General features: G+C 68.7%; 20 protein-coding genes. 11 read left to right on the forward strand and 9 right to left on the reverse strand.

The window, feature by feature from the left end; genetic code table 11:
• Window positions 1-240: 240 nt before the first annotated feature.
• Window positions 241-1,605, reverse strand: a complete 1,365-nt coding sequence (gene ftsY / locus CY658_RS02650; protein ID WP_180838838.1) for a signal recognition particle-docking protein FtsY — start codon at window positions 1,603-1,605, stop codon at window positions 241-243.
• Between the two features lie 29 nt (window positions 1,606-1,634).
• On the opposite strand from ftsY, the gene CY658_RS02655 reads away from it, so the two are divergent.
• A complete protein-coding gene (locus CY658_RS02655) occupies window positions 1,635-3,080 on the forward strand; it encodes a M16 family metallopeptidase (protein WP_101488740.1) in 1,446 nt (481 codons plus the stop codon).
• 18 nt (window positions 3,081-3,098) lie between these two features.
• Window positions 3,099-4,457, forward strand: coding sequence for a M16 family metallopeptidase (locus tag CY658_RS02660; RefSeq protein WP_101488741.1), 1,359 nt, complete (start codon window positions 3,099-3,101; stop codon window positions 4,455-4,457).
• 8 nt (window positions 4,458-4,465) lie between these two features.
• On the opposite strand, the gene CY658_RS02665 is transcribed toward CY658_RS02660, so the two are convergent.
• The gene (locus tag CY658_RS02665; RefSeq protein ID WP_101488742.1) at window positions 4,466-5,377 is read right to left on the reverse strand and encodes a LysR family transcriptional regulator ArgP; all 912 of its coding nucleotides are present in this window, start codon (window positions 5,375-5,377) and stop codon (window positions 4,466-4,468) included.
• 79 nt (window positions 5,378-5,456) lie between these two features.
• Between CY658_RS02665 and CY658_RS02670 the strand changes: the two genes are divergently transcribed.
• Genes CY658_RS02670 through pcp form a run of 7 tightly spaced genes read left to right on the forward strand, consistent with a single transcriptional unit; the run spans window position 5,457 to window position 10,495 of the window.
• Window positions 5,457-6,092: a LysE/ArgO family amino acid transporter gene (locus CY658_RS02670; protein ID WP_101488743.1), complete on the forward strand. Its 636-nt coding sequence runs from the start codon at window positions 5,457-5,459 to the stop codon at window positions 6,090-6,092.
• Between the two features lie 36 nt (window positions 6,093-6,128).
• On the forward strand, window positions 6,129-6,791 hold the full coding sequence (locus CY658_RS02675; RefSeq protein ID WP_101488744.1) for an RsmD family RNA methyltransferase: 663 nt from the start codon (window positions 6,129-6,131) through the stop codon (window positions 6,789-6,791).
• Window positions 6,792-6,834: 43 nt separating this feature from the next.
• Complete coding sequence (gene coaD / locus CY658_RS02680; protein ID WP_062481439.1) at window positions 6,835-7,338, forward strand: pantetheine-phosphate adenylyltransferase; 504 nt, start codon at window positions 6,835-6,837, stop codon at window positions 7,336-7,338.
• Window positions 7,339-7,378: 40 nt separating this feature from the next.
• Window positions 7,379-8,026 (forward strand): 5-oxoprolinase subunit PxpB, encoded by a 648-nt coding sequence (pxpB, locus tag CY658_RS02685; RefSeq protein ID WP_101490189.1) that lies wholly within the window; start codon window positions 7,379-7,381, stop codon window positions 8,024-8,026.
• Entirely contained in the window at window positions 8,023-9,021 is a 999-nt protein-coding gene (locus CY658_RS02690) for a biotin-dependent carboxyltransferase family protein (protein WP_101488745.1), read from the forward strand. Before pxpB ends, CY658_RS02690 begins: the two co-directional genes overlap by 4 nt.
• Window positions 9,022-9,077: 56 nt before the next feature.
• The gene (gene pxpA / locus CY658_RS02695) at window positions 9,078-9,818 is read left to right on the forward strand and encodes a 5-oxoprolinase subunit PxpA (RefSeq protein WP_101488746.1); all 741 of its coding nucleotides are present in this window, start codon (window positions 9,078-9,080) and stop codon (window positions 9,816-9,818) included.
• Between the two features lie 5 nt (window positions 9,819-9,823).
• The gene (pcp, locus tag CY658_RS02700) at window positions 9,824-10,495 is read left to right on the forward strand and encodes a pyroglutamyl-peptidase I (RefSeq protein WP_101488747.1); all 672 of its coding nucleotides are present in this window, start codon (window positions 9,824-9,826) and stop codon (window positions 10,493-10,495) included.
• 9 nt (window positions 10,496-10,504) lie between these two features.
• Here pcp and CY658_RS02705 read toward each other — a convergent pair whose 3' ends face one another.
• Window positions 10,505-11,215 carry an alpha/beta fold hydrolase gene (locus CY658_RS02705; RefSeq protein ID WP_180838840.1) on the reverse strand — a complete coding sequence of 237 codons (711 nt, stop codon included), beginning with the start codon at window positions 11,213-11,215 and terminating at the stop codon, window positions 10,505-10,507.
• A 103-nt stretch (window positions 11,216-11,318) separates the two neighbouring features.
• On the opposite strand from CY658_RS02705, the gene CY658_RS02710 reads away from it, so the two are divergent.
• The gene (locus tag CY658_RS02710) at window positions 11,319-12,017 is read left to right on the forward strand and encodes a histidine phosphatase family protein (RefSeq protein WP_101488748.1); all 699 of its coding nucleotides are present in this window, start codon (window positions 11,319-11,321) and stop codon (window positions 12,015-12,017) included.
• A 76-nt stretch (window positions 12,018-12,093) separates the two neighbouring features.
• Here CY658_RS02710 and CY658_RS02715 read toward each other — a convergent pair whose 3' ends face one another.
• The 6 genes from CY658_RS02715 to CY658_RS02740 form a co-directional block, all read right to left on the reverse strand.
• Window positions 12,094-13,263: a hypothetical protein gene (locus tag CY658_RS02715; RefSeq protein WP_143713529.1), complete on the reverse strand. Its 1,170-nt coding sequence runs from the start codon at window positions 13,261-13,263 to the stop codon at window positions 12,094-12,096.
• Window positions 13,260-13,907, reverse strand: coding sequence for a hypothetical protein (locus CY658_RS02720; protein ID WP_101488750.1), 648 nt, complete (start codon window positions 13,905-13,907; stop codon window positions 13,260-13,262). The genes CY658_RS02715 and CY658_RS02720 overlap by 4 nt, the downstream gene beginning before the upstream one ends.
• 311 nt (window positions 13,908-14,218) lie before the next feature.
• The gene (locus CY658_RS02725) at window positions 14,219-15,184 is read right to left on the reverse strand and encodes a T6SS immunity protein Tli4 family protein (protein ID WP_257884636.1); all 966 of its coding nucleotides are present in this window, start codon (window positions 15,182-15,184) and stop codon (window positions 14,219-14,221) included.
• 402 nt (window positions 15,185-15,586) lie between these two features.
• Window positions 15,587-15,904, reverse strand: a complete 318-nt coding sequence (locus tag CY658_RS02730) for a hypothetical protein (RefSeq protein ID WP_143713531.1) — start codon at window positions 15,902-15,904, stop codon at window positions 15,587-15,589.
• Window positions 15,905-16,061: 157 nt separating this feature from the next.
• Window positions 16,062-17,438: a tetratricopeptide repeat protein gene (locus tag CY658_RS02735; RefSeq protein WP_101488752.1), complete on the reverse strand. Its 1,377-nt coding sequence runs from the start codon at window positions 17,436-17,438 to the stop codon at window positions 16,062-16,064.
• A gap of 50 nt (window positions 17,439-17,488) precedes the next feature.
• Window positions 17,489-17,887, reverse strand: a complete 399-nt coding sequence (locus CY658_RS02740; RefSeq protein WP_101488753.1) for a tautomerase family protein — start codon at window positions 17,885-17,887, stop codon at window positions 17,489-17,491.
• Between the two features lie 127 nt (window positions 17,888-18,014).
• Between CY658_RS02740 and CY658_RS02745 the strand changes: the two genes are divergently transcribed.
• Window positions 18,015-18,878, forward strand: coding sequence for a LysR family transcriptional regulator (locus tag CY658_RS02745; RefSeq protein ID WP_101488754.1), 864 nt, complete (start codon window positions 18,015-18,017; stop codon window positions 18,876-18,878).
• The last annotated feature ends 29 nt before the right edge of the window (window positions 18,879-18,907 follow it).

The following is an 18,907-nucleotide window of genomic DNA, read 5'->3' on the forward strand; positions in this document are numbered from 1 at the left end:
CAATGACTTTTGGCACTGCCGGGCTTTCGCCTCCCGTCGTAATTTCGGGTCTCAGGGAAGCGAAATCAGGGGGTATTGCAGGCGTCGCCCACCGGTGCTTTCGCACACGAAACGCGACGCCGCACAGGCCACACGCAGGGGGAATACAAGGGAGAAATAAGAAAGACAGGGAGCTGACGGCCCCCGGCGAAAGCCGGGGGCCGTTTTTTTGTCCGAAGCGAAAGGCGAAAGCTTCTTTGCTCAGCCCAGCAGTGCTTGCGCAAACTCGCGGGCGTTGAAGGTCTCGAGGTCTTCGAGCTTTTCGCCGACGCCGATGAAGTACACCGGAATGGGCCGCTCGCGCGCGATGGCGCACAGCACGCCGCCCTTGGCGGTGCCGTCGAGCTTGGTGACGATGAGGCCCGTGAGGCCCAGCGTTTCGTCGAAGGACCTGACCTGCGCGAGTGCGTTCTGGCCGGTGTTGCCGTCGATCACCAGCAGCACCTCGTGCGGCGCGGTGGCGTCGGCCTTGGTGACGACGCGCTTGATCTTCTTCAGCTCGTCCATCAGGTGCAGCTGCGTCGGCAGGCGGCCGGCCGTGTCGACCAGCACCACGTCCTTGCCGCGCGCCTTGCCGGCGTTCACGGCGTCGAAGCTCACGGCCGACGGGTCACCGCCTTCGTTGCTGACGATCTCGACGGTGTTGCGGTCGGCCCAGACCAAGAGCTGCTCGCGCGCCGCTGCGCGGAAAGTGTCGGCCGCGGCCAGCAGCACCGAGGCGCCCTCGGTGGCCAGGTGCTTGGTGAGCTTGCCGATGGAGGTGGTCTTGCCCGCGCCGTTGACGCCGGCCACCATGATCACGGTGGGCGTGTATTCGCCGATGACCAGCGGCTTCTCGAGCGGCTTGAGCAGGTCGGTGACGGCATCGGCCAGCAGCAGCTTGACCTGCGCGGCGTCGGTGGCCATCTGGCGCTTGACGCGCACCTTCAGGTCGTCGAGCAGGTACTCGGTGGCCTTCACGCCGGTGTCGGCCATCAAGAGCGCCGACTCGAGTTCTTCATACAGCGCGTCGTCGATCTGCGCATTGACGAACACGGCCTGGATGCCGGTGCCGGTCTTGCGCAGGCCGGTCTTGAGCTTGTCGAACCAGCTCTTGCGCTCGGTGGCGATGGCGGGTGGTTCAACGACGGCGACGGGTGCGGGAGGCGGTGGGGGCACGGGCGCTGGTGGGGGCGGCGGTGCGATGACGGGAGCGGGTGCAGGTGCAGGAACGGGTACTGGCGCAGGGATCGGCGCCGGTGCGGCGACCGGAACCGGCGCTGGCGTCGGTGCAGGCACAGGGGAGGGGGCTGGCGCCACCACAGGTGTGACTTCTGCAGCCGGAACAACCACAGGCACGGCAGGCGTCGGCTCGGGAGCCGGGGCTGGCACGGGTGCAGGGGCCGGCGCAGGAACGGGCGTAGGCGCCTCCGCCGCAGGCTTCGACCCGAACCAGCTCGACGGCGAGAACACCGAACGTGCCGGTGCGGGTTCCGCGGCCGGGGAGGGCGCGGGTTCGGTGGTCGGCGGCGGGGCCGGTGTCACCGGGGCATCGGCAGGTGGTTTTTTCTTGAAGAAACTGAACATCAGGAGCTTTTTACAATCCGACCCATTCTATGAAACACCTCTCGCCACGCCGTGCTGCGTCTGGTGCGGTGCTGGCCCTGGCGCTTTCTGCGCTGTGGACCGTGCCCGCGCTGGCCCAGTCCACCCCCGCCCCCGCCGCGTCGGCCTCCGCCGCCGCAGCCCCGGGCCCCCAGCAATTCACCCTCGCCAACGGCATGACCGTGATCGTGCAGCCCGACCGGCGCTCGCCGACCGCGGTGCAGATGGTGTGGGTGCGGGTCGGCTCCATGGACGAGGTCGACGGTGCTTCGGGCGTGGCGCACGTGCTGGAGCACATGCTGTTCAAGGGCACGAAGACCGTGCCGGCCGGTGAGTTCTCGCGCCGCGTGGCGGCGCTGGGCGGGCAGGAAAACGCCTTCACCATGCGCGACGCCACGGGCTACTACCAGCAGATCCCGGTCGGCAGCCTCGAACAGGTGATGAAGCTCGAATCGGACCGCTTCGCCAACAACCAGTGGCCCGACGACGAGTTCAAGCGCGAGATCGAAGTGGTCAAGGAAGAGCGCCGCCTGCGCACAGACGACCAGCCGCGCGCGCTGCTCGGCGAGCAGCAGAACGCGGCCGTCTTCACCTCGTCGCCGTACCGCCGCCCGGTGGTGGGTTGGATGAGCGACCTCGAGTCGATGACGCCCGCCGATGCGCGCGCCTTCTTCCAGCGCTGGTACGTGCCGGCCAACGCCGTGCTCGTGGTGGCCGGCGACGTCGACGTGGCGCGCGTGCGCGCGCTGGCCGAGAAGTACTACGGCAGCATCCCCGCGCGCGCCGTGCCGGAGCGCAAGCCGCGCACCGAGCCCACGCAGCGCGGCATCCGCCGCCTCGAGTTCAAGGCCCCGGCCGAGCAGGCGTACGTGTCGCTCGCCTTCCGCGTGCCGCAGCTCACCAACATCGACGACGCCAACAGCGACGCCTGGGCGCTGGTGGTGCTCTCGGCCGTGCTCGACGGCTACGCCGGTGCGCGGCTCGATCGCGCGCTCACGCAAGGCCCCGGCCGCGTGGCCGATTCGGCGGGCGCGTACTCCGGCTTCGTCGGCCGCGGTCCGCAGCTGTTCATGCTCGACGGCGTGCCGGCCGCTGGCAAGACCGCCGAGACGGTCGAGGCCGCACTGCGTGCCCAGGTGGCGCGCGTGGCGAAAGAAGGCGTCGGCGAGGCCGAGCTGGCCCGCGTCAAGACGCAGTGGGTGGCGAGCGAAACCTACAAGCGCGACTCGGTGATGGCGCAGGCGCGCGAACTCGGCAGCAACTGGATCCAGGGCCTGCCGCTGGACGCCAGCGAGCGCATCGTCGCCCGGCTGCAGGCCGTGACGGCGGCGCAGGTGCAGGCCGTGGCCGCCAAGTACTTCGGCGATGACCAGCTCACGGTCGCCACGCTGCGACCCCTGCCGCCCGAACCCAAGCGCGGCCGCGGCTTCGCCGCCCCCGCTGGCGAGATGCGCTGAAAGGCACCGGATTCCCTCATGAAGAACCTCCCAAAAATTGCAAGCACCGCCCTCCTGGCGGGCATCACCGCGCTGTTCGGCATGGGCAGTGCGCAGGCCGCGCTGCCCATCGAGCACTGGACGCTGGCCAACGGCGCCAAGGTGTACCTCGTGTCGACCAATGCGCTGCCGATCGTCGACGTGCAGGTCGACTTCGACGCCGGCAGCCGGCGCGACCCGGCCGCGCAGGCCGGGCTGGCCAGCACCAGCGCCGCGATGGTCGAGAAGGGCGTGCGCGCCGGCCGCAACGGCGAGCCCGCGCTCGACCAGAACGCGCTGGGCGAGGCCTGGGCCGATCTGGGCGCCAGCTTCGACGTGAGCGCCGGCACCGACCGCACCAGCTACACGCTGCGCACGCTGTCCGACCCGGCGCTGCTGACCAAGGCCGTGGCCCTGGCCGCACGCGAGATCGGTGAGCCCTCGTTCCCCGACGACATCTGGCCGCGCGAGCGCGAGCGCATCAACGCCGCCATCAAGGAAGCCAACACCAAGCCCGCAACCGTCGTCGGCCGCGCCTTCGCGCAGGCCGTGTACGGCACGCACCCCTACGGCCAGGAAGTGACCGAAGAGACGCTGGCGCGCATCGACACCGCCGCCATGCGCCAGCGCTACGAGCAGCTGATCCTGCCGTGCCGCGCCAAGCTCAGCATCGTGGGCGCGGTCACGCGCGCCGAGGCCGAGGCACTGGCGACCACGCTGCTGTCGCGCCTGCCCAGCCCCGCCGCCTGCGCACCGCTGCCGGCCATCGCGCCCGTGGTGGCGCTCACGGCGCCGAAGGACGAGCGCATTGCGTTCGACTCGGCGCAGGCCCACGTCTTCATCGGCCAGCCCGGCTACCCGCGCCAGGACCCGGACCACTTCGCGCTCACGCTCGGCAACTACGTGCTCGGCGGCGGCGGCTTTGTCTCGCGGCTGACCGAAGAGGTGCGCGAGAAGCGCGGCCTGGCCTACAGCGTGTACAGCGGCTTTGCGCCGGGGCTCGACGCGGGCGCCTTCCGCATCGGCTTCCAGACCCGGCCCGACCAGGCCGACGCAGCGACCAAGGTCTCGCGCGAGGAGCTCGCGAAGTTCGTGGCCGAAGGCCCGACCGAGAAGGAGCTGAAGGCCGCGAAGGACAACCTGATCGGCGGCTTCCCGCTGCTGCTGGACAGCAACCGCAAGCTGATCGGCAACGTCGCCAACATCGCCTGGTACGGCCTGCCGCTGGACTACCTCGACACCTGGACCGCGCGCATGAACGCGGTCACGGCCGCCGACATCAAGGCCGCGTTCGGCCGCAAGCTGCAGCCGCAGCGCATGGTGACGGTGGTGGTGGGCGGCAAGCAGGCCGCGCCCTAAACAAGCGATCAGGCCAGCGCGTGCGGCCCGCTGCGCGCGGCGGCGCGCACCGCAGCGCCGAGCTGCTCCAGCAGACGGGGCGCCGCGCGCGCCTGCTGCCAGTACAGCGGCACCGGCAGCGTCTCGCCGGGCACCAGCTCCACCAGCGTGCCGTCGCGCAAGGCGTCGGCCACCATGCTGGTCGGATGCATGCCCCAGCCCATGCCGCGGCAGGCCGCCTCCACGAAGGCGGCGGGCGAGGGCACCCAGTGGCGCGGCGTTTCCACGTTGCGATGGCAGATGCGACGCACCCAGCGCGCCTGCAGCCGGTCCTTGCGGTCGAACACCAGGTTCGGCGCGGCGGCCAGCGTGCGCGCCCCCACGCCTTTGGCGAAATATCGTTCCACAAAATCGGGGCTCGCGGCGGCCACGTAGTGCACCGTGCCCAACGCCTCGCTGTTGCAGCCTGTGACCGGCTGGGCCAGTGCGGTCACGGCCGCGAGCACGGCGCCGCTGCGCAGCCGTTCGGCCGTGTGGTCCTGGTCGTCGGCCGTGAGGTCGAGCAGGGCGTCGGGCGCCTGTGCAGCAAAGGCCGCGGCCCCCGCCATGAACCAGGTCGCGAGGCTGTCGGCATTGACCGCCACCCGCACCGTGACGCGCTCGTGCGCCTCGCCGCTGCCCATGCCGAGCGCGGGCAGGGCCTCGCGCAGCTCGTGCTCCAGCATGCCCACGCGCTCGACGTGCCGGCACAGCTGCAGGCCGGCTTCGGTCGGCACGCAGGGCTGGCCGCGCACCAGCAGCGCGCCGCCGGTGCGTTCTTCGAGCAGCTTCACGCGCTGCGACACCGCCGAGGGCGTGACGTGCAGCGCGCGGGCGGCACGCTCGAAACTGCCTTCGCGCACCACGGCGGCGAGGGCGTGCAGGGCGGCGTAGTCGAGCATGGTGGCGAATGAAGTAAAACTGAATTGAAGTTAGAAAGTTTAGTTTGATTGAAGGTGAGGCGGGCGGCAAGCTCGGACCATGACCGCCGTCCTCACCTCCACCGCTTTTCTCAACGGGCTCTTCATGAGCCTGGTGCTCATCGTCGCCATCGGCGCCCAGAACGCGTACGTGCTGCGCCAGGGCTTGCGCCGCGAGCACGTGAGCGCGGTGGTGCTGTTCTGCGCGGCCTGCGACGCGGTGCTGGTCGCGGCGGGCGTGGCCGGCATGGCGCAGGCCTTGAAGGGCCGGCCGATGCTGGCAACGCTGCTCGCGGGCTTCGGCGCGGCCTTTCTCTGCGGCTACGGCCTGCGCGCGCTGTGGCGCTCGCGCCAGCCGGTCGCGCTGCAGACGGTGTCGCAGGGCGCCTCGCGCTCGCGCGCCGCGGTGGTCGCGCAGGCCGCCGGCTTCACGCTGCTGAACCCGCACGTCTACCTGGACACCGTGCTGCTCGTGGGCAGCGCCGGGGCGCAGTACCCGGGCGCGCTCAAGCTCTGGTTCGTGGCCGGGTCGACGCTGGCCAGCGTGCTGTGGTTCACCGCGCTGGGCTTCGGCGCGCGGCTGCTGGCGCCGGTGTTTGCACGGCCGCGCGCCTGGCAGATGCTCGATGCGCTCATCGGCGGCACGATGCTCGTGCTGGCGGCCTTGCTGGCCCGGCGCGCGTTCATGGGCTACTGAGTGAAGTGGGGCCAGCTGCGGCGTTAAGCTCGCCGCATGCCCCAGAAGCCCACAAAAAAGAACGCCGCCGCGCCTGCCTCGCGCGCCCCCGCCGCCAAGCGCCCGTCGCGGCCCAACGAGGTCCGCATCATCGGCGGCGAGTGGAAACGCACCCGCCTCGCCGTGGCCGACAAGCCCGGCCTGCGCCCCACACCCGACCGCGTACGCGAAACGCTGTTCAACTGGCTCGCGAGCCTGGCCGGCGTGGGCGGCGGTGGGCTGCCGGGCTGGCACTGCATCGACGCCTTCGCGGGCACCGGCGCGCTCGGCCTCGAAGCCGCCTCGCGCGGCGCGGCCAACGTGCTGCTGTGCGAGCAGGACGGCGCGCTGGTCGCCCAGCTGGAAGCCGCCAAGACCAAGCTCTCGGCCAAGGCCGTGCGCGTGGAACGCGGCAACGGTGTCACCGCACTCGAACGTGCGGCGGCGGGCAGCCTGCAGGCGGTGTTTCTCGATCCGCCCTTCGAGACCGTCGCGCTGTACGAGCCGGCCCTGCGCGCCGCCGCGCGTGCGCTGCATGCCGACGGCGCGATCTACCTGGAGGCGCCGCGCCGCTGGGCCGCCGAAGAACTCACCGCGCTGGGCCTCGTGGAATTCCGCTACCTGAAGGCCGGCGCCGTGCATGCCCATCTGCTGCGGCGCGCTGTGTCCGTGCCTGCATAATCCGCCGGACAAGCCGCACCGGCAGCATGAGGAAGAACCAACCATGGCCAGCAACGTGATCGCGGTTTATCCCGGCACTTTCGACCCCATCACCCTCGGTCACGAGGACGTGGTGCGGCGTGCAACCCAACTCTTCTCCAAGGTGATCGTCGCCGTCGCGGCGGGCCATCACAAGAAGGCGCTGTTCACGCTCTCCGAGCGCATGGACATGGCCCGCGAGGCGGTGAAGCCCTACAGCGACCAGGTCACGGTCGAGAGCTTCTCGGGCCTGCTGCGCGACTTCGTCGTCGCGCGCGGCGGCAAGGCCATGGTGCGCGGCCTGCGCGCCGTGACCGACTTCGACTACGAGTTCCAGCTCGCCGGCATGAACCGCTCGCTGATGCCCGATGTCGAGACCGTGTTCCTGACGCCGAGCGACAAGTACCAGTTCATCTCGAGCACCTTCGTGCGCGAGATCGCCATGCTCGGCGGCGAGGTCAACAAGTTCGTCTCGCCGAACGTCGAGCAGCAGCTCACGGCCAAAGTCCGCAGCCTCGGCAGGGAATGAACCCGCTCCCAGGCTTCGCGCGGAGGTGAGCAACACCCCCTTGCCCCGCCTGCATCCGCTGGGCGATGCGGCGCTGGTGTGCGACCTGCCCGCGCCCGCCACGCTGGCGCAGCAGCAGCGCATCTGGGCGCTGGCCGCCGAGGTGCTGGCCTGGCCCGGCGTCGGCGAGGCGCTGCCGGGCATGAACAACCTCACGCTGACCTTCGATCCGACCGCCGTGGCGTTCGAGGAACTCGCGGCGCGCGTGCTCCAGGCCTGGCCGGGGCTCGCGGCCCATGCCGCCGAAGGGCGGCGCATCGAGATTCCCGTGGCCTACGGCGGCGAGCACGGCCCGGACCTCGCCGACGTGGCGGCCCACACCGGGTTGTCGGCGGCCGAGGTGGTGCGTCGCCACAGCGGCGGCGACTACGTGGTCTACCTGCTCGGCTTCTTGCCGGGCTTCGCCTTCATGGGCGGGCTGTCGCCCGAACTCGCGACACCGCGCCGCGCCGAACCGCGCACGGCCGTGCCCGCGCGCTCGGTCGGCATCGGCGGCGAGCAGACCGGCATCTACCCGCTGGTGTCGCCGGGCGGCTGGCAGCTCATCGGCCGCACGCCGCTCGAGCTGTTCGACCCGTCGGCCGAGTCGCCCACCTTGCTGCGTCCGGGCGACCGCGTGCGCTTCGTCGTCGAAAGCCTGCAGACATGATCCTCGTGCGCAAACCCGGCGTGCATGCCTCGGTGCAGGACCTCGGGCGGCCCGGCCTGCGCCAGCTCGGCATCTGCCCGGGCGGCGCGCTCGACATGCTCGCGCTCACGCTGGCGAACCGGCTGGCCGGCAACGCCGACGCGGCGGCCGGCATCGAATTCACCCTGGGCGGCTGCGAGCTGCAGTTCGAGACCGACACCCGCATCGCGCTCACCGGCGACGACTTCGGTGCCACGCTCGACGGCATGCCGCTGTGGCCCTGCTGGAGCGTGCCCGTGCGCGCCGGCCAGACGCTGCGGCTCGCCGGCGCCAACGCGCCCGGCACACCGAAGGCCGGCCTGCGCAGCTGGCTCGCGGTAGCGGGCGGCATCGACGTGGCGCCGGTGCTCGGCTCGCGCAGCACCGACCTCAAGGCCGGCTTCGGCGGCCACGACGGTCGTGCATTGCGCAAGGGCGACCGGCTCGCGCTGGGCGCTTCGCGCCTCGATGCCAACCAAAGTGCGCGCCGGCCTTTCGGCTTGCGCGCGCCCGACTGGGGCTCGGCCGAGGCCGACGGCGCGCTCGCGCTGCGCGTGCTGCCCGGCCCCGAGTTCGACCTGTTCACGTCCGACGCGCAGGCGCTGCTGTGGAACGAGCGCTGGCGCATCACGCCGCAGAGCAACCGCATGGGCAGCCGGCTCGCCGGCGCCGAGCTGCAGCGCAAGGCGGGCGGCGACATGCTGTCGTCGGGCGTGATTCCCGGCACGATCCAGGTGCCGCCTTCGGGCCAGCCGATCATCCTCATGGGCGACGCGCAGACCACCGGCGGCTACCCGCGCATCGGCGTGGTGATCCGCGCCGACCTCTGGAAGCTCGCGCAGGCGCCGCTCGGCGGCCGGCTGCGGCTGGTGCGCACCGACCTGACGCATGCGCTCGCGGCCTGGGCCGGGCAGCAGCGCTACCTGGCGCAAGTGGCGCAGGGGCTCGCCGCTGCGGGCTGGCCCGGCGCGGCCTAGACTGTCGGTCAGCGCAGGTTGCTCCCGCACCTGCCCCACGAGACGGAGAACATCCCATGCAGATCGACTTGAACGCCGACCTCGGCGAAGGCGCCGGCAGCGACGAAGCGCTGCTCGGCCTCGTGAGTTCCGCCAACATCGCCTGCGGCTGGCACGCGGGCGATGCCAAGACGATGCAGCAGTGCGTGCGCTGGGCCATGGCGCACGGCGTGGCGATCGGCGCGCACCCGAGCTTTCCCGACCGAGAGAACTTCGGCCGCAGCACCATGCACCTGCCGCCCGAGGAGATCGTGGCGAACGTGCTCTACCAGGTCGGCGCGCTGGCTGCGATCGTCAAGGCCGAGGGCGGCCGGCTCGCGCACGTGAAGCCGCACGGCCAGCTCTACAACCAGGCGGTGAAAGAGCCCGAACTGGCCGAGGCGCTGTGCGAGGCGGTGCGTCGCTTCGATCCCTCGCTCAAGTTCTTCGGCCTCGCGGGCAGCAACATGATCGACGCGGCCCGCCGTGCCGGCCTGCAGCCCGTCGAAGAAGTGTTTGCCGACCGCGGCTACATGCCCGATGGCAGCCTCGTGCCGCGCAGCCAGCCCGGCGCGCTCATCGAGAGCGAAGAGCAGTCGCTGGCGCAGACCCTGTCGCTGGTGCGCGACCACCGCGTGGTCGCCATCGACGGCAGCACTGTGGCCGTCAACGCCCAGAGTGTGTGCCTGCATGGCGACGGCGCGCACGCGCTGGCTTTCGCGCGGCGCATCCGCGAGCGGTTGCAGCAGGAAGGCATCACCGTCCGCGCAATGGCCTGAATGCGATGCCGGCGAAGCGCGCTTCTCCCTCGGTTTTGCTGACGGGCTTCGAGCCCTTCGAGCAGGAGCTGCTCAATCCGTCATGGGAAGCCGTGCGCTCGCTCGACGGCTGGACCTGCGGCCGCGCCACGGTGCATGCGCGCCTCGTGCCCTGCGTCTTCGGCGAGGCGCTCGACGCGCTCGACCGCGCGATGGACGAGCTCCAGCCGACGCTGGTGATCTGCATCGGCCAGGCCGGTGGCCGCGCCGAGTTCACGCCGGAGCGCATCGCCATCAACGTCGACGACGCCCGCGTGCCCGACAACCTCGGCCGCCAGCCGATCGACGTGCCGGTGGTGCCCGGCGCACCCGCCGCCTACTTCTCAAGCTTGCCCGTGAAGGCCATCGTGCGCGAACTGCGCGCGGGCGGCGTGCCGGCCTCGGTGTCGAACAGCGCGGGCACCTTCGTGTGCAACCACCTCTTCTACGGGCTGATGCACCACATCGCGACGCACGCGGCGGCGAAGGGCGTGCGTGGCGGCTTCATCCACATTCCCTACCTGCCGGCGCAGGCGGCGCGCTTTCCGGGCGCGCCGAGCATGGCGCTCGAAACGCTGGTGGATGCGTTGCGCATCACCGTGAAGACCGCGCTGGCTGTGAAGCAGGACGTCGCGGAAACCGGCGGCCAGTTGCACTGACCGGGGCTCTCAAGCGTTCGGGAAGTGCTTGCCCAGCCAGGCGTTGAGCGCCGTGTTGACGAACGCAGGCTTCTCCATCGTCAGCATGTGGCCGCACTGCGGCACCCACACCACCTCGGCGCGCGGCAGCAGCGCCGCCATCTCGCGGGTGCATTCGGGCGGCGCGAGGCGGTCGTCGTCGCCGCACATCAGCAGCACCGGTGCGCGCAGCAGGGCCAGGTGTGTGCGTGCGTCGGGGCGGCGCATCACGGCGTGGTTCTGTCGGATGAGCTGGGCCGCGCCGGCGCCGAGCACGATGTCGAGATAACGCTGCACCAGCGCCGGGTTGGCGGCCTGCGCGGCATGGAAGGCGAAGGCGACGTTGGGCTCGATGATCTCGCGCACCTCACCGCGCTCGAACCATTCGATGGCGCCTTCGCGCAGCGTGAACATGTCGGGCGTCTCGGGCCGTGCGCTGGTGCCCAGCAGCATCAATCCGGCGATGCGCTCGGGCGCCTGGCGCGCCGCTTCCATCGCGACCATGCCGCCCATCGACGCGCCGCACAGCACCAGCGGGCCGTCGTGTTCGCGCAGCACGGCGCTGGCCATGCCTTCGATGGTGTCGTGGCGCGTCTGGACGTCGCTCACGCGGGCGCCGAAGGCGGCGGGAAGTGCGGGCAACTGGGCCTCCCAGAGGCGTTCGTCGCAGGCAAGGCCGGGCAGCAGGACAAGATGAGGCATGGGCTGATTCTGCGCGATCGGACGGCGTGTACGAGGTGGCAGTGGTGCAACAGCGGGTTGGCACGAAGCCGCCATGTCATGCACTCGGGGGACAATGCATGCAATGTCCTCCAGCACCCCCGACTCCGCCCCCACCGACCTCATCCTGATCCGCCACGGCGAGACCGCCTGGAACCGCGAGCTGCGCTTCCAGGGCCATGCGGACGTGCCGCTCAACGACATCGGCCACGAGCAGGCGCGCCGCCTTGGCCTGCGTCTGGCGGGCGAGACGGCACAGCACCTCATCAGCAGCGACCTCATGCGGGCCCAGCAGACCGCGGCGCCCGCGGCGCAGCAGCTGTCGCTGCAAGTGGTCACCTCGGTGGCATTGCGCGAACAGCACTTCGGCGTAGTCGAGGGCTTGCGGGCCGACGAGATCCAGAGCCAGCATCCGCGCGCCTGGGAAGAGTGGCTGGAGTTCCGCGAAGACCACGCCATGCCGCAGGGCGAGAGCGCGCGCGAGTTCCATGCGCGCGTGATCGGTGCGCTCGGCACGGTGGCCGCCGCGCACCGCGGCCAGCGCCTGGTCGTCGTCACGCACGGCGGCGTGCTCGACATGGTGTGGCGCACCGCGCGCGGCCTGAGCCTCAGCGGCCCGCGCCAGAGCGAGATTCCGAATGCGGGCTTCAACCGCATCCGCATCGCCGACCCGGCCGCGCCGGACGCCATCGAAATCGTCGAGTGGGCCGACACGCGCCACCTGGTCGATATGCCGCCGCAGCCGACCTACGACCAGCGGCGGCACCTGAAGAGCAAGGACTGAGGGCGAATTCTGGCGTGGTCTTGTTCGATGACCGGACTCGCCAAATGCCCGTGCCATGGTTGCCGACTTCCCTTCCCTATTGAACTGTCCCGAGCAGGTCGGCACGTATCAATGTTGGCTTGATGAAAATCAGTTTGCGTTGTTTGCCCTGCGGCCCGTGCACCTGCTGGCGAAAGTGACCGCGCCGCCAATGCGGTGATATTTGGCCGTCCAGGCTCAATTCGCCAGCTTGCGCGCCAGCCCAATCGTCGGGCCTGGTGGGGCCGACGATGTATCGGTCATAAAGCTGCTCAATCTGTGCCTGCCTGAGTTCACGCTTGCGTCTGCCCAGGCCAGGAAAGGTTTTCGGCGCATTGCTATAGGTCCGATCTTGCGAGATCGTGGCATCGTCCAGGCTCAGATACAGCAAGGTCTTGACCGTGTAGTCGAGCACTGCAGGCCACAGCACTTGAATGCTCGCGTACTCGTCATCGCTTTCCCGCTCGCGGCGCTTCATGGCCCTCGCTAGCAGATGGTGCACCGCGCATGTCTCGTCGCCGATGTTCATCCGCAAATCGCGCACCTGGGTGACTTCGTTGTCTTTCCGTCTTGCCGCGTAAAGCGTGATTGCGCGCTCTACGCGCCCAGGCTCCGCGCACTTCGGCTTGGAGGTAAACACAAAAATCGATTCCACATCTGCACAGCGCTTGCGCTGTTCTATGGGAACAAGAATGCACATGGCATTGGCCGGCGGGCGCAGCAGGCCTATCGGAAGGTCCAGCGAGAGGTCGACGCCGCCTAGCAAACCTCCCAAGGCGGGTGTCGGCTCATACAGCGTGCCTCCGCGCAGCCAGAATGACAAAGCGAGGCTGGCGTGTGCCATCCGACCCTGCGCGTAGTAGCTTGCTTCCCTGAGCGTCTCATCGTCCGTTGCGTCGCAACGGCATATGGCTTGCATCAGGGCATTCAGCGTTTCTTGCACATCCACTACTAGTTCATCCGGGTCGCCGGCCATGTCGCGAACGGATCGCGAGGCAGGCAGCGCTTCGAAAACCGAATTCCAGGCCCGCAATCCACCGCAGGCGCGAAATGCCACCGGCACTGGAAGATTTCGAAAAGGTTCATTCAAGCTGCGCCCGGACAGCACGAACATTTCATGCACGATGGGCTCGGTAAACCACAGGCCCACGGAGTCCAAGCGCTGCTGCACGAGCCGGCAGGCTGGATCGATCTCCACAGGTTGTTTGCGTGCCGTGCGTGCCTTCATTCGGCTACCGTGCTTGGCACGAAGTGCCACTGCTCAAACTCTGGATCGAAGAGCCCAAATTCGTAGTTGTCGATCGCACCTCCCGGATGAACGAATGCCTGCGACGAGCGAACCGCCCGTTCGGCAAGCTTGTACAGTCCCGCGGGCTCCCAACTCCAGGGCGTATCGTTTATCTCGCACCATGAAAAAAGTCCGCCGGATTCGTGCAGGCGATCCACGGCAGCCAACGAGCCATCGTCCACCTCGAATGTGCAAGGTGCCGAAGGAGTCGGCGCAAGCACCAGGGAGCGTACATACTGGCATGGCGTACCGCTCGGGCGCACCATCAGCCGCCTGTTTTTCGTCAACCAGGCAAGGTGCAAGCTGGCCATCAGCAGGCCGTTCGGTACCGCGAGTCTGCCGACGGGGACAGTCGAGCCCGCCATCACACGGTACTGCAGACCTTGTCCCTGCATTGTCCGGAAGGCCCTCTCGATGTGCGCATCGATCAGCGATAGAAAGCACAACAGTGCGTCGCCCTCGGGCACGACTTCAGTGACATAGTGACACTGCGATTCGTGGAGAGCCGCGAGTACATAGACTTCGCGATCCCTGAAAGGCGAAAGGATATGGCCGAGAGGTCTCTGCTGTGGCATATTTTTCATCGATCGGTCCTTGGTTTGAATTCAAGTAAGCGATCGAAATTGCGCAAGGTCATTGAACAAATGGATCGAAACCACGATGCCGGCGCGTCACAGCGACGGCGACTGAATGCGAGGACTGTGTCGTTCGTGTACAGCGGTCCGCTCCCATAGGCAGCCGGCAGGCCGCCACAGGATATTGGTGGGTTCGTCCGCAAACTTGACGATGCTTGGCATCGAAGCGTGGGAAGAGATGGGAAGAGCCGCCATCGCACCCAATGCGAGCAAAACCTGTCGGCGCGTTGGCGTTGCGTTGCCGGTCACCCATGGTTGCCTCATTTGATCGCCACCGCATCGGCCGGCGCGCCCGGCACGGCCACGCGGAACTTGAACCCGTCGAACAGCTTGTCCCACAAGGCAATGGCCTCCTCGTCACTGAGTGAAGAGGCTGGGGCTGCGCCCACACGATCCGACGCGACCTTGGTGTGCATCGTCACGTCCAGCCGCGCCGGGCGGGCGACATTGCCGCTCTCGCCGATAAACATCCATTCGAACTCCTGCGTCCCGTCGGGGTAGCGCACCAGCGACTCTTCACCGGCCCAGCCGTGGACGTTCTTCTTTCCCTCGCGCAAGGTGGTGAGCTGGGGGTAGCTGCTGCCTGCTTCGCGCTTGCGGTCGTCGATCAGCTTGAGCAAGCCGTAGCCGTTGCTGCCTCGGGTGCTGGCGGCCTGATTGCTTTCGACGCTGAAGACCACGTCGGGCAATGCGGCCATGTGCAGGCCGACCTGCGAGAGGGCGCTGCTGAACGAGGCGTCGTAAGTGAATCCGTATTCGTGGCAAAGGCCCTGATCGGTGGGAACCTCGTCCGGTTCGCGCGCGCGCAGATTCTTGGCGGTTTCCACAGCGTCTGCGAGCAAAGATGACGCTGTCACCTTTTGACTCTTAGCCGTTGCATCACTGTCCATGAAGATGTGGGGTCCGACGAGGTAGTAGAAGCGAAAGCCTTCCAGCTCAAGTTTCTTGGCCGTGTCATCCATATAGGACCGAATCAGCCACGTGTTTGGAGCAGGCCCTTTGCCGAAGTAGGTGATCTCGGCGGTCTTCTCGGCCGCCAGAATCTTCGCCCGCTCGGCCTTCATGACCTTCTCGATGTCCTTGGCCTGGTTGGGCAAGGTCGGGAAGTCGCGCCCAAAGGCGAGACGCGAATCCACGGGCACGGTCAGCACATAGCGCCCGAAGCACAGCAGTTTGGTGTGTTCGAACAGTCTCTCGATGCGCGGGTTCATGGTTGCGTCCTTCATTGCTCTTCCTTCGGGGGGTAGTCCCATTCCTTCTTGGCCCACCATGCGGGGTCGCAGGCATTGGCAATGCGCACGTTGTTGCACAGCGCCCCGGCAATCGATCCCGAACTTGATTTGTGCGAAACCGGTTCAGCGCTTTTCAAAGGAGCTGATGGGCCTCCAAAGGCCGTTTGCGGGTGCTTCCGCCAATTCGGCGATGGTTCGAGTCGATGCCAGGGACGGGATCGGCAGGGCCGCTGCTACGCCCAATGCGAGCAAGGTCCGGCGATGCATGGGTGTTGAGTTGCTTGTCATCATCAGCTTCCTTTTTTGATCGCCACCGCATCGGCCGGTGCGCCCGGCACGGCCACGCGGAACTTGAACCCGTCGAGCAGTTTGTCCCACAAGGCGATGGCTTCCTCGTCACTGAGTGAAGAGGCAGGGGCTGATCTCGCGTGTGCCTGCGCCCGTGCGGGCAGCCACGCCAAAGCCCTTGCCGTCGAGTTCGAGGCGAATGCCGAACTCCTTGCCGATCAGTTGCTTGACCGGAATATTGGCGGTGACGTAGTCGGTGAGCGCCGGGCTGTCGGGGGTCTGCAGCCGCACGGTGTATTCGAAGAGCTCCCCCAACGCTTCGCGACCGTCGAGGGATTTGAATTCCAGTGCGGGACTGCCCAGCAAGCTGGGCATGGCGGCGCTGCTGACGCAGACGGTTCGCGAGATGGTGAAGAGGGAAGACACGCACGAGACCTTGACGAGTGATCGGTCAAAAAGTCTGGGGCGTGTGCACGCTGCACCAAAGCAAACAATGGTCACGCGGCGCCTGCCGGCGGACAAACTCAAAGAGAGTGCGGAGTAGTTTGCAAAACCGCGGAGGGTGCGGTTGAGGTTGTCTCGTTCAGATCAACGTCGGGGCACCTCCGGTAAGCTCTCCCAGCCCCAGCCGCGCGTAGACCGCATCCGCCTGCCGCCGCAGCCGCAGCGATTCGGGCTGGCCGTTGAGCTGTTGCTGCAGCAGGCTCTGCGCCCCAGCGAGCGCGGACTCGGTGCCGGTGCGCACCAGCGCGTCGAGGTACAGCTGCTCGAACAGGTCGCGCTGCGCATGGCTGCCGCCGATCTCGATCATGCGCGGCAGCGCCACACCCAGGCCCTCGACCGCGCCCGCCACATCGCCGCGCGCATGGGCCACGAGGCCGCGCGCGGCCGGCACGCACACGCGCTGCCACGCGGCGCGCGTGGACGCCGGCGCGACGGGCGCGAAGGCCTCGATGTTGTGCAGCAGCACCTCGGCCTCGGGCCGGCCGGCGCGCGCCAGGCCGTAGAGGTACTGCAGGTCGAGAAAGGGCAGCACGTGGTCGGCCTGGCGCTGCCGCAGGTGGTCGGCCACGTCGTCCCAGCGCGCACCGACGTCGATGTCCGCCAGCTCGAGCCGCGCGAGCAGCGACACAGCGCCGATCTGGTCCTGCGAGTAGTCCTTCACCACGCCCCAGGCGTGTTCGTCGTACACCGCGAGCGCTTCGGCGTTGCGCCCCAGGTCGATGAGGAACAGCGCCACATGCCACCAGTTGTGCGTAACCATGAAGGAGTTGAGTCCGGTCCAGGTGTCGCTCACGCTCTGCATGAACGCCAGCCCCTCGGCCAGCCGGCCTTCGGTGAGCATCACGTGCGCCAGCGCATGGTGCGCCCAGGGCTCCTTGCGGCACAGGCCGATCGCGCGGCGCGCGCTGGCCTCGGCCTCGCGCAGCAGGTGGCACTGCTCGTAGCCGAAGGCCGCCATGCCGTGCACGTAGGGCACCTCGGCCGCGGCCGGCAGCGCCGCGAGCGCGAGCCGCAGCATGCCGGGGCAGTCGCCGGTGTTGAAGCAGTGGTACTGGCCGAGCTTCACCGAGACCAGGTCGCGCGGATGCTCGCGCGCCTGCTCGGCATGCAGCGTGATGGCGCGCGCGATGTCGCCATCGGCCCAGGCTTCGACCGCGGCGATGTAGCGCTGCTCGCGCGGCGTGGCGCGGCCGGCGCCGGCGCGCGCCTTGTCGAGGAAGGGCCGCGCGTTGGCCGCGGCCTCGCGCGATTCGGCGAACAGGTGCAGCGTCGCGCAGTAGGCCTGCACGATCGGGCTGGCATCGTGCTCGGCCAGCGCCAGCAGATTCACGGCGCGCGCCTCGGTCGAAATGAAGCCCATGACGAAGTCGTCGACCAACGCGAGGCTGGCGGCGTCGTCGAGCGTGAGCGGATTGCCGAGGCTGTCGGCGGCGAGCGGGGTTCCGTGGGAGGGCATGGCGGCATGGTGCCACGCCCTCGGCGTCTTTCAAGTCCCTGCGAGACGCCCTAGACGCCCGCTTGCTGGTGGCGGTACTCCTGTGTCTTGCCGCCGTAGCCGTAGGCCGCGCCGCGCGCATCGATCACATGGATGTAAGAGACCTCGTGCAGGTTGGGCCGCAGCGCCGCCATGGCCGCATACACCTCGCGCAGGTAGCGCGCCTTCTCGGCCTTGGTGTTGGTCTCGTCGGTCACGCTGATGTCCAGGTGGAAGGCCGACTTGCCGAGTTCGGCCAGCGACTGCCCGCCGATGAACCAGCTGTCGGCGGCGATGTACTGCACCGTGACGGCGATGACCGACAGCGCCTTGCCCAGCACGCTCTGCGTGAGCTCGGCGACTGTGTCGACGGTCTTGCGGGTGAGGGCGGCGTCAGGCTGGCCGGAGAGGTGGACGACGATGTGGGGCATGGTGAACTCCTTTTTGGGGGGTGAAGAACTAGGGGTCGATGGGGTGATTGTGGGCACAGCCTCGTCATCGGAAAAGCGGGAAGATATGATGAAATCCATCGGATAACCGAATGGATAGGCAGACACCATGCAAGGCTTCGACCTCGAACAGTTGCGCACCCTGGTGGCGGTGGCCGACGCCGGCAGCCTCACGGCCGCGGCGCCGCGCGTGTACCTGTCGCAGTCCTCGGTGAGCGAGCAGATCCGCAAGCTCGAGGAGCGCGCCGGCCAGTCGCTGCTGACGCGCAGCAAGGCCGGTGTGGTGCCCACCGAGGCGGGCATGCGGCTGCTGGGCCATGCGCGGCGCCTCCTCGCGCTGAGCGACGAGGCCTTTCGCGACCTGCGCGGCGAAACCCTGCAGGGCGAACTGCGGCTGGCCGTGACCGACTACTTCCGCCCCGGCGACCTCACCCGCCTGCTCGGGCGGCTCGGCGAGCGCTATCCGCAGGTGCGGCTGCACGTGACCATCCTGAAGAGCGACGCGCTGCGCGCCGCCTACGCGCACGGCGATTTCGACGTGGGGCTGGCCATGAACATCGCAGGCGCCAATGCGGCAGCGAGCGGCAGCGGCGCGGTGCTGCGGCGCGAATCGCTGGCGTGGCTCGGTGCGGCCGGCCTGCGCGTGGTGCGCAGCGAGCCGGTGCGGCTGCTGGCGCTGCCCGACACCTGCTCGCTGCACCAGTTCACCGTGGCCCTGCTGCGCCGCCGCCGCGTGCCCTACGTGCTGGCGCACGTGGCGTCAGGCGTGGCGGGCCTTCAGTCGGCCTTGGCGGCAGGCCTGGGCGTGGCTTGCCTCAACGAATCGGCGATCGGCGACGGCATCGCGCGGCTCGCGCCGCCGCATGGGCTTCCGGCGCTGCCTCGCGTGGCGTTCCAGTGGTTGCCCGCGCGGCGGGGGGAGACCGCGTTCGTGACGCGGGCGCGGGAGATGCTGTCGTCGCAGCTAGGGTGATTGCTCGTGGCGAGGCGTGATGCGGGTGC

It is taken from the genome of Variovorax sp. RO1 (assembly GCF_002849325.1).
Lineage (GTDB): Bacteria > Pseudomonadota > Gammaproteobacteria > Burkholderiales > Burkholderiaceae_C > Variovorax.

Excerpts from the sequence above, each read along its gene's own strand:
- ftsY (WP_180838838.1), bottom strand. The coding sequence starts at position 1,605 with ATGTTCAGTTTCTTCAAGAAAAAACCACCTGCCGATGCCCCGGTGACA.
- CY658_RS02655 (WP_101488740.1), top strand. The coding sequence starts at position 1,635 with ATGAAACACCTCTCGCCACGCCGTGCTGCGTCTGGTGCGGTGCTGGCC.
- CY658_RS02660 (WP_101488741.1), top strand. The coding sequence starts at position 3,099 with ATGAAGAACCTCCCAAAAATTGCAAGCACCGCCCTCCTGGCGGGCATC.
- CY658_RS02665 (WP_101488742.1), bottom strand. The coding sequence starts at position 5,377 with ATGCTCGACTACGCCGCCCTGCACGCCCTCGCCGCCGTGGTGCGCGAA.
- CY658_RS02670 (WP_101488743.1), top strand. The coding sequence starts at position 5,457 with ATGACCGCCGTCCTCACCTCCACCGCTTTTCTCAACGGGCTCTTCATG.
- CY658_RS02675 (WP_101488744.1), top strand. The coding sequence starts at position 6,129 with ATGCCCCAGAAGCCCACAAAAAAGAACGCCGCCGCGCCTGCCTCGCGC.
- coaD (WP_062481439.1), top strand. The coding sequence starts at position 6,835 with ATGGCCAGCAACGTGATCGCGGTTTATCCCGGCACTTTCGACCCCATC.
- CY658_RS02690 (WP_101488745.1), top strand. The coding sequence starts at position 8,023 with ATGATCCTCGTGCGCAAACCCGGCGTGCATGCCTCGGTGCAGGACCTC.
- pxpA (WP_101488746.1), top strand. The coding sequence starts at position 9,078 with ATGCAGATCGACTTGAACGCCGACCTCGGCGAAGGCGCCGGCAGCGAC.
- pcp (WP_101488747.1), top strand. The coding sequence starts at position 9,824 with ATGCCGGCGAAGCGCGCTTCTCCCTCGGTTTTGCTGACGGGCTTCGAG.
- CY658_RS02705 (WP_180838840.1), bottom strand. The coding sequence starts at position 11,215 with ATGCCTCATCTTGTCCTGCTGCCCGGCCTTGCCTGCGACGAACGCCTC.
- CY658_RS02710 (WP_101488748.1), top strand. The coding sequence starts at position 11,319 with ATGTCCTCCAGCACCCCCGACTCCGCCCCCACCGACCTCATCCTGATC.
- CY658_RS02715 (WP_143713529.1), bottom strand. The coding sequence starts at position 13,263 with ATGAAGGCACGCACGGCACGCAAACAACCTGTGGAGATCGATCCAGCC.
- CY658_RS02720 (WP_101488750.1), bottom strand. The coding sequence starts at position 13,907 with ATGAAAAATATGCCACAGCAGAGACCTCTCGGCCATATCCTTTCGCCT.
- CY658_RS02725 (WP_257884636.1), bottom strand. The coding sequence starts at position 15,184 with ATGAAGGACGCAACCATGAACCCGCGCATCGAGAGACTGTTCGAACAC.
- CY658_RS02735 (WP_101488752.1), bottom strand. The coding sequence starts at position 17,438 with ATGCCCTCCCACGGAACCCCGCTCGCCGCCGACAGCCTCGGCAATCCG.
- CY658_RS02740 (WP_101488753.1), bottom strand. The coding sequence starts at position 17,887 with ATGCCCCACATCGTCGTCCACCTCTCCGGCCAGCCTGACGCCGCCCTC.
- CY658_RS02745 (WP_101488754.1), top strand. The coding sequence starts at position 18,015 with ATGCAAGGCTTCGACCTCGAACAGTTGCGCACCCTGGTGGCGGTGGCC.